This window comes from Kaistia algarum (assembly GCF_026343945.1).
GTDB classification, from domain to species: Bacteria; Pseudomonadota; Alphaproteobacteria; order Rhizobiales; family Kaistiaceae; genus Kaistia; species Kaistia algarum.
Genome location: NZ_JAPKNJ010000003.1, coordinates 479,510 through 491,266, shown reverse-complemented (window position 1 = coordinate 491,266; position 11,757 = coordinate 479,510). Strand labels below are relative to the sequence as shown.

The window sequence follows — 11,757 nt, the reverse complement described above, 5'->3', positions numbered from 1 at the left end:
CGCTCAGGAAGAGGTGGAGAAAGAGCGCCCCGCTTCGTCATCCGGCCCTCATCTGAGCTTCAGGCTGGAAAGCCCGATCATGGCCAGCACCACGGCGATGATCCAGAAGCGGATCACGACCTGGGGCTCTGTCCAGCCGAGCTGCTCGAAATGATGGTGGATCGGCGCCATCTTGAAGACGCGCTTGCCGGTAAGCTTGAACGAAGCGACCTGGATGATCACCGAGACCGCCTCCAGGACGAAGAGGCCGCCGACGATGGCGAGGACGATCTCATGCTTGGTCGCCACCGCAATGGCGCCGAGCATGCCGCCCAGCGCCAGCGAACCGGTGTCGCCCATGAAGATCGCAGCCGGCGGTGCATTGAACCAGAGAAACCCAAGGCCGGCGCCGAACATGGCACCGCAAAGCACCGCGAGCTCGCCGGTCCCCGGCACGAAATGGATCTGCAGATACTCGGCGAAGACGGCGTTACCCGAGAGATAGGCCATGATGCCGAAGCTCGTCGCCGCGACCATAACCGGCACGATCGCCAGCCCGTCGAGACCATCGGTGAGATTGACCGCATTACCGGCACCGACGATCACGAAGGCGCCGAAGGGAATAAAGAACCAGCCGAGATCCAGAACCCAGGACTTGATGAACGGAAAGGTCAGCGCATCAGCCAGCGGGCCGCCGGAGGTGCGCGAAATCACAAGGCACGCAATCGCCGCGATGGCGAACTCGGCAAGGAGGCGGGCCCGCCCGGAGAAGCCCTTATGGCTCTGCTTGGTGACCTTGAGATAGTCGTCGTAAAATCCGATCGCCCCGAAGCCGACGGTGACCCCGAGCACCGTCCAGACATAGAGACTGGAAAGGTTCGCCCATAACAGGGTCGAGACGATGAGCCCGGACAGGATCATCAGCCCGCCCATGGTCGGCGTGCCCTTCTTCATCAGGTGGCTCTGCGGGCCGTCGGTGCGGATCGGCTGGCCTTTTCCCTGCTTGACCCGCAGCGCCCGGATGATGGTGGGGCCGAACAGGAAGACGAAGATCAATGCCGTGATCGTCGCGCCTCCGACGCGGAAGGTAATGTAGCGGAAGACGTTGAGCGCGGAGACTTGCCCGGAAAGATCCCCGAGGAAGTAAAGCATCAGGCGGGTCCTTCAGCGTCGGAGTGAGCCGCGGGTTCCGGCGGCGCGAAACGCAATTTGAGCGCATCGACGACACCGGCCATACGGCTGCCATTGGAGCCCTTGACCATCACGACATCGCCGGCTGTGATCTCTGCACCGAGAATCGGATCGAGATCACTCGCCTTCTCCGCATAATAGCCTTGCATGGCCGGCGGCAAGACCTGCCAGAGCGCCGCCATATTCGGCCCTGCCAGGAAGACCCTTTCGATGCCGGCGGCAACGAGCGGTTCGGCCAGACCGGCATGGAGTTGCGGCGACTCGGGCCCCAGTTCCAGCATGTCGCCGAGAACGGCGATGCGTCGGCCGCCATCCGCCCGCTCGACATTGCCCAGCACGGATATGGCCGCGCGCATCGAGGTCGGATTGGCGTTGTAGCTCTCGTCGATCAGCAAACCCTCGCCATCGCCGATATGGAGACGGTGGCGCGATCCCCTGCCCTTCGGCGCGGCGAGGCCGGCGAACGAGGCGGCGGCCTTGTCGACATCGCCGCCGAGTTCGGCGACCGCCAGCAGCACGGCCAGTGCGTCCTGGACGATGTGGCGGCCCGGCGCACCGATCGTGAAAGCGACCTCGCGGCCAAGCAGCGATGCCACGACCAGCGACTGGTCGGCCTGGAGGTCGGCCGAGATCAGCCGTCCTTCCGCATCCGCCGCTTCGCCGAAGCCGAGGATCCGGTCGATGCCGGCCTCGATCGCCTTCAGGGCCAGCGTCTCATAAAGCGGGTTGTCGCGGTTGAGGATCGCGACGCCGCCCGGCTCGACGCCGGTGAAGATCTCGGCCTTTGCGGCCGCAATCCCGGCTATCCCGTCGGGGAAATATTCCAGATGCACCGGCTCGACCGTGGTCACGATCGCCACATGGGGACGAACCTGCGCCGTAAGCGGCGTGATCTCGCCGGCATGGTTCATGCCGATCTCGAAGACGGCGTAGCGCGCATCGGCCGGCATCCGAGCCAGCGTCAGCGGCACGCCCCAGTGATTGTTGAAGGAAGCCGGCGAGAAATGCGTGCGGCCGCTCTCGGCCAGCGCCAGCGCCAGCATTTCCTTGGTCGTCGTCTTACCGACGCTGCCCGTGACGGCCGCGATCCTGGCCGATGAGCGAGCCCGCGCCGCCCGGCCGAGCCCCTCTAGCGCCTTCAGCACGTCGGAGACGACGACGAGCGGGACCGTCATGCGTCCGAGGCCGGCGAGCCGCTCCTCGGCGACGACCGCGACCGCGGCACCATGCCCGGCGGCGCTGCCGACATAGTCATGTCCGTCGAAGCGATCGCCCCGGATGGCGAAGAAGGCATCGCCGGGAACCACCGTCCGGCTGTCGATCGAGATGCCGGTGATCGCGGCCGGCCCCTGCGAGGTCGGACGCCCGCGCATCGCGCTGACGAGTTCTTCGAAGGTCCAGAGTGTTTTCATGCGGCGCGCTCCTCGGCGAGCGCTGCAGCGACCACCTCATGGTCGGAGAAAGGATGGACCACGCCGGCGACGATCTGCCCGGTCTCGTGGCCCTTGCCGGCGATGCAGAGCACATCGCCCGCCTGGAGCATGGCGATGGCCTCGCGAATGGCGCGCTCGCGGTCGCCAATCTCGATCGCTCCCGGTGCGGCCGCCAGAATCGCGGCACGGATCGTGGCGGGTGCCTCGGAGCGTGGATTGTCGTCGGTGACGATGACAACATCGGCGCGCCGCGTCGCCGCCTCGCCCATCAGCGGGCGCTTGCCAGCGTCACGGTCGCCGCCGGCGCCGAAGACGACGATGACCCGGCGTGTGGCGACATCGCGGAGCGCCGCAAGCGCCTGGTCCAGCGCATCGGGCTTGTGGGCATAGTCGATGAAGATCGGCGCGCCGGTCGGCGAGGTACCAACCCGCTCCAGGCGTCCGGGCGCGCCGGTCAGCGTGGCGAGCGCGGCGATGGCCTGGCCCGCCGGCATGCCTGCTCCTATGGCAAGGCCGGCAGCGACGAGCGCGTTCTGGACCTGGAAGGCGCCGAGCAGCGGCAAATCCACCGTCATCGGCGTCCCGAGCACCTCAAGGCCGAGCTTTTGCCCGCCCGCATGGGGCGCATTCGCCAGGAGGCGGATCGCCTGACCGGAACGTCCGACATCGAGGAGACGCTGCCCGTGAAGCCTCGCCACCTCGGAAACGCGCGCGCCATAGGAACTGTCGACATCGGTGACGACGACGCCGTCTGCCGGCAGAATTTCCGTGAACAATCGTAGCTTGGCTGCGAAGTAGTCCTCGACCGTCGGATGATAATCCATGTGGTCGCGGCCGAGATTGGTGAACCCGGCGGCTTTGAGACGGACACCGTCGAGCCGATGCTGGTCGAGGCCGTGGCTGGACGCCTCCAGCGCGGCATAGGTGACGCCGTCGCGGGCGAGACCGTCGAGGATGCGGTGCAACTCGACCGGATCGGGCGTCGTCAGGCTGCCATAGTGCGATCCCTTGGGCGAAACCACGCCGATCGTGCCGATCGAGGCGCTGGCATGGCCCGCGGCGGCGAAGATCTGTCGCAGGAACACTGCAACCGATGTCTTGCCGCTTGTGCCCGTCACCGCAACCAGCGTCGCCGGCTGCAGCGGATAGAAGCGCGACGCCAGGATGGCCAACGCATGGCGCGGATCGCCGGCGGTCAGCACGGGAACGCCGGCCTGCGTTCCCGGTGCGGCCAGGACAGCCGCGGCGCCGCGCTTCACGGCATCCTCGACGAAACGCGAACCGTCGGCGGCAACGCCCTTCAACGCGGCGAAAAGAAATCCGGGCCGGACGGACCGGCTGTCGGATGTTAGGCCTTCGATCCCGATCTCCGCCGCCCCGTCGGGTAGCTTGAAATCATTCGAGGCAAGATCGCCGAGTCGCATGGGCAGATCATATCCTATCGGTTGACGTAGCGCGCGCGGGCGCTCCATCGACGCTCAATACGACACAAGCATGGCATCGGGGTGGCTTTCGTTCTCGCTGCGCGGCTGCACGCCGAGCAGCGCGGCCGAACGGCGGATCACGTTGCCGGCGACGAAGGCAGCATTCCAGGCGGCGAGCGCCGGCAGGTTCGGCTTTTCCGGCTTCGGATCGTCGACCGAAACCAGCAGGACATATTGCGGGTCGTCCATCGGGAAGCTCGCCAGGAAGGAATTGAGATAATGGCCGTTCACATAGCGCCCGTTGACGATCTTCTCGGCCGTGCCGGTCTTGCCGCCGATCACATAGCCCGGAACGTCGGCGTGACGGCCGGATCCGTTGACCGCGTTGAAGCGGAACAGCCAGCGCATCTCGTCGCTGGTCTTCTTCGACACCATGATGGTGGAGTCGGCGAAGGCCTGTTCCTGCGTGCGCGGGAAGAAGGTCGGCGACAGCAAATGCCCGCCATTCACCAGCGCAACGTCGCCCATCGCCGCCTGCATCGGCGTGATGGCGATGCCGTGGCCGAAGGCGACGGTCATCGTGGTGACGTCGCTCCAGCGCTTCGGCAATTGCGGCATGGCGACTTCCGGCAGGTCGGTCTTCAGCTTGGTCGCGAGCCCGAACTGCTTGAGATATTGCTGCTGCAGCGTCGCGCCCAGCGTCAGCGCCATGCGCGCCGTGCCGATGTTCGACGAATACTGGAAGATCTCCGGCACGCTGAGGACGCGGCCGAGGCTGTGGGAATCATGGATGGTGAAGCGCCCGATATGCAGCGGCGCGCGGGCGTCGAAGCTGTCGGTCATCTTCACCTTGCCGGATTCGAGCGCCATGGCGAAAGTGAAGCTCTTGAACACCGATCCGAGCTCGTAGGAGCCGGCGGTCAGGCGGTTCAGCCGGTCAGGCTTATTGGCATCGACCGGATCGTTCGGATTGAAATCGGGCAGCGACGCCAGGGCGACGACTTCGCCGGTCTTGGCGTTGACGATGACGCCCATCGCCGCGAGCGCCTGGTATTTCTGCATCGCGCCGACCAGTTCGTCGCGCAGGATATGCTGGACGCGGAGGTCGATCGACAGCCGGACCGGCTCCTGGCCGCTGGCCTTCATGGCGAAGCCGGCCTGGTGCAGATCGCCGAGGCCGCGCTCGTCGATGGCGCGCTCGATGCCGGCGATGCCCTGATTGTCGACATTGACGAGGCCGACAATATGCGCGGCGGCCGGCCCGCCCGGATAGAAGCGCTTGTTCTCGGTCAGGAAGCCGACGCCCGGAATGCCGAGGTCGTGGATCTGCGCCTGCTGGGTCGGCGTGATCTCGCGCTTGATCCAGACAAATCCTGCCTGGGTCGAGAGCTTCTTGCGCAACTGGCCGGCGTCCAGATCCGGCAGCACCGAGGTGATGAGCTCGGTCGCCTCGTCCGGATCGACGATCTTGTTCGGCTCCGCGAAAAGCGATGCGGTCTTGATGTCGGTGGCGAGAATTTCGCCATTGCGGTCGACGATATCCGGGCGTGCGGTCGCGATGGCGGAAGCGGCGCTGCCACGGGCTGCAGCTGCCGCCGGGTCGCTCGTACCGAGCATGACGAGGCGTCCGGCGATAACGCCGTAGACAAGAAGGAACGCAGAGATGGTCAGCAGGATGCGGCCGCGCGTCTGGTCCTGGCGCGCCCTCGGAGCGATCTTCTGCTTGGAGCGTCCAGCCTTGGCAAACATGTCGGGATGATCGGTCAAGGTCAGCGTCATGGCTTCTCTCCCGTCGCAGGTAGGGGCTGCGCTCCCATGGAGCCCGGCGCATCGGCGCGCACCGCGGCGCCGGCCGGCGCCGCAACCGGCTTGATCGAGCTGGTCCGCAGCGGATCGACGGCGCTGGTCAGCGGCACGGGTGGCTTGTCGGGAACGTCGGCGATGCTGGCGAGCTGGCGCACATCGAGCGGCTGCAGTTTCAGATAGTTGCCGTAGCGCGCAACGAGATCCTGCAGCCGAGCCGGCTGGTCGAGCACGCTCCACTCGGCCTTCAGGACGTTGATCGTATCCTTCTCGGCGGCAATGTCGGCGCGGAGCTTGTGCACGCGGTCGGCGGCCCGGCCGGCGCTGTCCTTCATCGCATAGGTGACGACGGCGCCCATGACCATCAGTCCGACCCACATCACGCTGACGCCACGGTTCATCGCGATCTCTCCTGGTCGAAATTCGGCAGGCTGGGCACGCCGGCAGCCGCTGGATCGAACGGCCGCGCCGGCGCCTCTGTGCGAATGGCGGCGCGAAGCTTGGCCGAGCGGGCACGCGGATTGGTGCGAATCTCGTCGACGCCGGGCAGCACGGGGCCCTTGCCGACGAGGCTGAAAGTCGGCGGCGCAATCGACTGTTCCGGCAGATGGCGCGAGCCGCCGGCGCGCGCCTCGCTGCGTTCGGCGAGGAAGCGCTTGACGATGCGGTCCTCCAGCGAATGGAAGGAGACGACGACGAGCCGGCCGCCCGGCTTCAGGATCCGCTCCGCGGCGGCGAGCGCATCGCCGAGCTCGTCGAGTTCGCGGTTGACATAGATGCGCAGCGCCTGGAAGGCGCGCGTCGCCGGATGGATCGGATCGCTCTGGCGCTTGCCGACCACGCGTTCGCACAGGCCGGCGAACTCGAGCGTCCGCAGGAATGGCGTCTTCTTGCGGTCCTCGGCAATGGCACGGGCGAGCGCCGCCGCCCGCTTCTCTTCGCCCAATACGGAGAAGATGCGGGCGAGGTCGCGCGGCTCCATGGCGTTGACGATATCGGCGGCGCTCGGCCCATCGCCGCCCATGCGCATGTCGAGCGGCCCGTCGAAGCGGAAGGAGAAGCCTCGCTCCGCTTCGTCGAGCTGCATGGAGGAGACGCCGATATCGAGCACGACGCCATCGACGGCATCGAAGCCGACCATCTCGGCGATTTCGTCCAGTTCGCCGAAGCGACCCTCGCTGAGGGTGAGGCGCCCTGCCGCGTCGGCGACCAGCCCGGCCCCGCCGGCAATCGCGGTCGGATCGCGGTCGATCGCGACGACGCGGGCGCCGCTCGCGAGGATTGCGCGTGTATAGCCGCCAAGACCGAAGGTGCCGTCGATATAGACGCCGTCCAGGGCAGGAGCGAGATGCTCCAGTACCTCGCGCAGAAGAACGGAAACATGCCGCGGCGGTCCGCCGACGTCGCCCGCCCGGGCATCGCCTGCCGCGGTCATTCCAAGCCTCCCGGATCCGCCGACGCGGGTCCACGACTTCCGGGAACGAGACGCTGGCGCAGATCGCGAAGCCGGTTCCTGGCTTCGGAACGGTAAGCGGCGAAGCGCTCGGGCTCCCAGATCTGGAACTTGTAGCCCTGGCCGACAAAGGTTACCTGATCGGCGATGCCGGCATAGGATTTGAGGGTCTCCGTCAGGCCGACGCGCCCCTCCCCGTCCAGCCTCAGGATTTCGCTTTCGCCGATCAGCGTCGTCGAGAGGAATTCGTGATCCTCGGAGAACGGCTCGAAGCGTCCGAGGCTGGCGCGGATCTGCTGCAGGAGGCGGTTCCCCCCGGCATCGACCGCATTTTGATCCAGCGTCGGACAACAATAGAGCCCCTCGAAACCGTCGCGCATCAGCACCTGGCGAAATGAAGCGGGCACGGAGACGCGCCCCTTGGAATCGAGCCGATTGGTGAAGGTGGATACGAACTCTTCCATCGCCTCTCGGCCCAGCCTCGTGACGCAAACGACCTCTCGTTCCGGGCGCGACAAGCGAGCACAGACAAGAACTCACAGACGCGGACAGGGAACACAGCTCCGGGATGCACACGCTGGAACGACACGAAAAGTTCGGACCCAGCTCCAACGCTCCGGAGTAAATTTGGGATAGCATGGGAGCATATGGGCGTCAATGGAATCGGGCCCCACCTTTGACCAGTTGCCGATAGACAAGCATGAATTGGTTAGGCTTAATTTTGCGTTGAAGAGGCGAGGCTATCGACCCTTCGCCGCCAGCATTTTGCTGGGTTTCCGCCCTCTGCGACATGGGCTGGTGGCAAAGGCGGCAGTCACGGCTGGGATGGGGCGCTACAGCCGTCGCACCATGCCGGCGGCCGGTTTCCACATGGCGAGCAAGGATCGACGGATGCCCGGTGCGGCGCAGTGGGATTGCGTTTATGTCGCTGCGGAAAGCCGTTGATCGGCTCAAGGAGCCCGGTCTGGCCGGTGCTCGACCGGTAGCCGGAAGGGGGCCGAAAATCACCCGTAGCCACCCGCGTCGTCTCGGGTCTCGACGCGACGCGATCCGGTTCGCTCCCGCAACGACTGGCCCCGGGAACGTCGGCGGCAGCTGGAAGAGGCAGGACCCGAGCCGGCCCGGATCATCAGAAGCTAGGCGGCGTGGACAAATACATCGTTAGCGCAGGGATCGCTTTCCTGCGATCGGGTTGTTAGCATTGGGAATGACACTAGAAGAAGAGAGCGAACGAACGACGTCGATGCTGCGCGGCAAGGTTGTTCGGCGTATCTTGCGCCACCGCGATGGAGAGGTCGTGATCGAGTTTAAGGACGGCAGCCGATTTTTTGCGGATAGCGACAGCCCTCTCGAACTGTCGGTCACCTTGGCGGAATAGCATATGAGCGTTCTGCCATTTGGACGTCGATGCGATTGACGTAGCCCCCAAGGATTGATTGAAGGCTGCTTTTTGAAGGCAGGTTTGAGCAGAGGCGATCTCACCGAAGCAGAATGGCGTGTTCTCAAGGGCTTGTTGCCGATCAAGCCAGAGAACCGTGGCAGAGGCAGACGTCCCGAGTAGAACCGTTCGATCATCAACGGCATTCTCTGGCGCCTCCGCTGCGGCGCTCCATGGCGCGACGTGCCACCCAATATGGCAGTTGGCACACCATCCATCGGCGGTTCAGGCGCTGGAGTGAAGCTGGGATTTGATAGACCGTGGCGGTGACGCTCACCGAGGTCATGGCGGACAGCGGCCACTACAGCATCGACAGCACCACAGTCCGCACCATGTTTCAGCAGCGGGCGGAAAAGGGGGACTCATCGACGCGCTCTTGGCCGCTCGCGGGGCGGGTTCACAAGCAAGCTTCACTGCTTGGCTGATGCCCTCGGACGACCCATCGCGTTCCACCTGACAGGCGATGAGGCTGCAAACTGCAAAGCATATAAAGCCCTGGTCGGCCTGCCCGAACGCGTACCGGTCGCGCTGCTTGCTGACAATGGCTACGACAGAGACGCCATCCGCGCCGACCTCGCCAAACGGAAGATCGAAGCCGTCATACCCAGGTCGAACCGTCGCGTGAAAATCAAACACAACCACCTGCTCTGCAAGCAGCGCAACCGGGTCAAGCGTATGTTCGGGTATCTGAAGGTCAATCGCGGCATCGCTACCCGCCACGATCAACTAGCCAATAGCTTCCTCGACATCCTGCTTCTGGCCACCACGAGATACTGGCTCAAATTTGTCCACGCCGCCTAGGCGATCCGCACATTGGTTTCGATATAGGCCTCGATCCCACTCAAGCTCACGCCATTTGCCGCGAGCCCGATATGGAGATCGGGTCGAACCAGCCACGCACCCGGCTCTTGCGTTCCGAAGGCTTTTCCGAAGGCGCCATCGGGATCGCGGATCAGTTCCACGCCGGCCGGCTCCGGCGCTGTTTCGTTACCGGCGAGAATGGCGATGACCCGCACCAGGCCCGGCCAGCGCCGGGCGAGGTCTGCTGAACAGGCCTCAATGCGTGGCAGATCCGACGCCCCGATGGCGGCCAGCAGGACGAACCGGGCGTCGCCCAGCAGTTCATGGAGGCGCAAGGGGAAACCGATACCGGCGCGCTGAAATCCGCTCGCATCGGGAACGCGATCCCCCGCCGCGACATTGCCCGGTCCCTCGCCGCGAGCCAGCGGACCAGAGCGATAGGACACCAGAACCTGGGTGTCCTCCAATCGGTCCGGCACCCGGCCGTCGCGTCCAAAATTGAAGCTCTGCTCGGTGGTACGCGCCACCACATCGGCGGCGACCGGACGGCGCTCCGCCTCATAGCTGTCGAGCAGGGCCGGCGACGCCGATCCCTTCACGACCAGCGCGAGTTTCCAGGCGAGGTTGTAGGCATCCTGGACGCCTGTATTCATGCCTTGGCCGCCGGTCGGCGGGTGGATATGGCAGGCATCGCCGGCAATGAAGACATTGCCGGAACCATAGCGTGCCGCGAGGCGCATGCTGATGCGGAAGATCGACGACCAGCGCAGGTCCGACAGCGTGGGCGTTCCGGGCAACAGCCGCGCCGCGATTTGCTGGATATCCTCGAGCGTGGCGCCGGGCCTGTCGGCCTGAATCCCATGGTCGGTTCCCGTCCTGGGCGCGCGCAGCCGCTCCGGCAGCACGGTCGACACGCGGTAGCGGCCCGGCTCTGGCAACGGCACGGCGACCAGCAGGTCCGGCACTGAATTCTCGATCGGTCGGACGGCGCGCACGGCGAAACCGCGCGGAACGTCCCAGTCGATATGGACGTCGCCCAGCATGAATTCCGCGGGCATCGCATCGCCCTCGAAAGCTATGTCGAGCGCCTTGCGCACCATGCTGTGGGCGCCGTCGCAACCGATGACGTAGCGGAAGGTCGCACTCTCGCGGCCCTGGGCTGTGTCGATCTCGACGGCGACCTCGTCGCCCTGCTGCGCCAGCGATCCGAGCGAGGCTTCGCGCTCCACCCGCACGCCGAGGCGCGCCAAATGCTGCTGCAGGACCGACTCCGTACTGTATTGGGGGATACCGAGCGGCGAAAATGGCAGATCGGGATAGTCGCGCGTCAGATCGCGGAACGAGCCGTCCGGATTATAGATCCGGGCACCGGTGAGCCACAGGCCGGCATCGATGATATCGCGCGCGACACCCAGATCGCTCCAGACTTCCAGCGTCCGCGGCGTAACGCCGATGGCCCGGCAGTAAGGCAGGATCTGAGCCAGTTTTTCGATGATGCGCACCGGTACGCCGTGGCGCGCCAATGCGAGCGCCAGCGTCAGCCCGACCGGGCCCGCGCCGACCACCAGGATCGAAGATTTCTCGCCGCCTGCCATTGTCTTCCCCACAAGAAACAGCCCGCCACAGCCGAGACGCCGCACCTATGCTCTAGCATGAAATTACATGCCCGGATTATCCGCAGCTTTGCTGGGAAAACCCTCTGACGCGGGCCGGATCGTCGCGTTCGCCTTCAGCTCGGCATCGGCCCAAGGATAGCGAGGCCGTTCCGTTCGGCGGCAGCCATCAGACGCGCCATATCGGGTTCGCCTGCACCTTGCGCGCCGCCATCGGCCGGATCGCTCGCCTCGCGCATGAAGTCGGCGAAAGCCCCGCCCGTCGTCATCAGCAGAAGCCGCACCGGCGCATCGCCGACCACGCGGAAACCATGGGCGACGCCCCTGGGCCCGAAGGCATAATCGCCGACGCCGAGCGTGACGCTGCGATCCTCGACGACCACCTGGATCGCGCCCTCGATGACATAGAACGACTCGTCTTCATCGCGATGCATGTGCCAGGGCGATTCGAAGCCCGGCGGAATGACCTGCTCGACGAGGCTGAGGGCGCCGCCGGTTTCCTCGCGTCCCGCCCGGATCCAGGTCGGCAAGCCGAGAAACCGCCGCTCGCAGACCGGAATGGATTCGCCCTCTATCGACATCGGTGTGTGGATTGCCATCTGCTTCCTCCCGATTGGCGCCG

Annotated in this window: 10 protein-coding genes and 1 pseudogene; 2 read left to right on the top strand and 9 right to left on the bottom strand. The window is 65.5% G+C overall.

The features are described 5' to 3' along the window. Positions 1-48: 48 nt before the first annotated feature. The 7 genes from mraY to mraZ are packed head-to-tail and all read right to left on the bottom strand — an operon-like array spanning position 49 to position 7,747. Entirely contained in the window at positions 49-1,131 is a 1,083-nt protein-coding gene (gene mraY, locus OSH05_RS20610) for a phospho-N-acetylmuramoyl-pentapeptide-transferase (protein WP_104217794.1), read from the bottom strand. Continuing rightward, the gene (locus OSH05_RS20605) at positions 1,131-2,582 is read right to left on the bottom strand and encodes a UDP-N-acetylmuramoylalanyl-D-glutamyl-2,6-diaminopimelate--D-alanyl-D-alanine ligase (protein WP_104217795.1); all 1,452 of its coding nucleotides are present in this window, start codon (positions 2,580-2,582) and stop codon (positions 1,131-1,133) included. Before OSH05_RS20605 ends, mraY begins: the two co-directional genes overlap by 1 nt. Then, complete coding sequence (locus OSH05_RS20600; protein ID WP_104217796.1) at positions 2,579-4,027, bottom strand: UDP-N-acetylmuramoyl-L-alanyl-D-glutamate--2,6-diaminopimelate ligase; 1,449 nt, start codon at positions 4,025-4,027, stop codon at positions 2,579-2,581. The genes OSH05_RS20605 and OSH05_RS20600 overlap by 4 nt, the downstream gene beginning before the upstream one ends. A 54-nt stretch (positions 4,028-4,081) precedes the next feature. After that, positions 4,082-5,806, bottom strand: a complete 1,725-nt coding sequence (locus tag OSH05_RS20595) for a peptidoglycan D,D-transpeptidase FtsI family protein (RefSeq protein ID WP_104217797.1) — start codon at positions 5,804-5,806, stop codon at positions 4,082-4,084. After that, positions 5,803-6,231: a cell division protein FtsL gene (gene ftsL, locus OSH05_RS20590; RefSeq protein WP_104217798.1), complete on the bottom strand. Its 429-nt coding sequence runs from the start codon at positions 6,229-6,231 to the stop codon at positions 5,803-5,805. The genes OSH05_RS20595 and ftsL overlap by 4 nt, the downstream gene beginning before the upstream one ends. Next, positions 6,228-7,265: a 16S rRNA (cytosine(1402)-N(4))-methyltransferase RsmH gene (rsmH, locus tag OSH05_RS20585; RefSeq protein WP_104217799.1), complete on the bottom strand. Its 1,038-nt coding sequence runs from the start codon at positions 7,263-7,265 to the stop codon at positions 6,228-6,230. The genes ftsL and rsmH overlap by 4 nt, the downstream gene beginning before the upstream one ends. Beyond that, positions 7,262-7,747 carry a division/cell wall cluster transcriptional repressor MraZ gene (mraZ, locus tag OSH05_RS20580; protein ID WP_104217800.1) on the bottom strand — a complete coding sequence of 162 codons (486 nt, stop codon included), beginning with the start codon at positions 7,745-7,747 and terminating at the stop codon, positions 7,262-7,264. The genes rsmH and mraZ overlap by 4 nt, the downstream gene beginning before the upstream one ends. Before the next feature lie 743 nt (positions 7,748-8,490). Here mraZ and OSH05_RS20575 point away from each other — a divergent pair. Next, positions 8,491-8,661 (top strand): hypothetical protein, encoded by a 171-nt coding sequence (locus OSH05_RS20575; RefSeq protein WP_165801485.1) that lies wholly within the window; start codon positions 8,491-8,493, stop codon positions 8,659-8,661. 363 nt (positions 8,662-9,024) lie between these two features. Then, positions 9,025-9,522, top strand: a pseudogene (locus OSH05_RS20570) (IS5 family transposase); the annotation flags it as partial. Here the strand turns inward: OSH05_RS20570 and OSH05_RS20565 are convergent. Together OSH05_RS20565 and OSH05_RS20560 are read right to left on the bottom strand one after the other, a co-directional pair. Beyond that, positions 9,519-11,117, bottom strand: a complete 1,599-nt coding sequence (locus OSH05_RS20565; protein WP_104217804.1) for an FAD-dependent monooxygenase — start codon at positions 11,115-11,117, stop codon at positions 9,519-9,521. The pseudogene OSH05_RS20570 and the gene OSH05_RS20565 sit on opposite strands and share 4 nt — an antisense overlap. A gap of 134 nt (positions 11,118-11,251) precedes the next feature. Continuing rightward, on the bottom strand, positions 11,252-11,734 hold the full coding sequence (locus tag OSH05_RS20560; protein WP_207778706.1) for a cupin domain-containing protein: 483 nt from the start codon (positions 11,732-11,734) through the stop codon (positions 11,252-11,254). Positions 11,735-11,757: the final 23 nt, after the last annotated feature.

Coding starts and splice junctions, on each gene's coding strand:
- OSH05_RS20575 (WP_165801485.1), top strand. CDS start 8,491: ATGACACTAGAAGAAGAGAGCGAACGAACGACGTCGATGCTGCGCGGC.
- OSH05_RS20605 (WP_104217795.1), bottom strand. CDS start 2,582: ATGAAAACACTCTGGACCTTCGAAGAACTCGTCAGCGCGATGCGCGGG.
- rsmH (WP_104217799.1), bottom strand. CDS start 7,265: ATGACCGCGGCAGGCGATGCCCGGGCGGGCGACGTCGGCGGACCGCCG.
- OSH05_RS20595 (WP_104217797.1), bottom strand. CDS start 5,806: ATGACGCTGACCTTGACCGATCATCCCGACATGTTTGCCAAGGCTGGA.
- mraZ (WP_104217800.1), bottom strand. CDS start 7,747: ATGGAAGAGTTCGTATCCACCTTCACCAATCGGCTCGATTCCAAGGGG.
- mraY (WP_104217794.1), bottom strand. CDS start 1,131: ATGCTTTACTTCCTCGGGGATCTTTCCGGGCAAGTCTCCGCGCTCAAC.
- OSH05_RS20565 (WP_104217804.1), bottom strand. CDS start 11,117: ATGGCAGGCGGCGAGAAATCTTCGATCCTGGTGGTCGGCGCGGGCCCG.
- OSH05_RS20560 (WP_207778706.1), bottom strand. CDS start 11,734: ATGGCAATCCACACACCGATGTCGATAGAGGGCGAATCCATTCCGGTC.
- ftsL (WP_104217798.1), bottom strand. CDS start 6,231: ATGAACCGTGGCGTCAGCGTGATGTGGGTCGGACTGATGGTCATGGGC.
- OSH05_RS20600 (WP_104217796.1), bottom strand. CDS start 4,027: ATGCGACTCGGCGATCTTGCCTCGAATGATTTCAAGCTACCCGACGGG.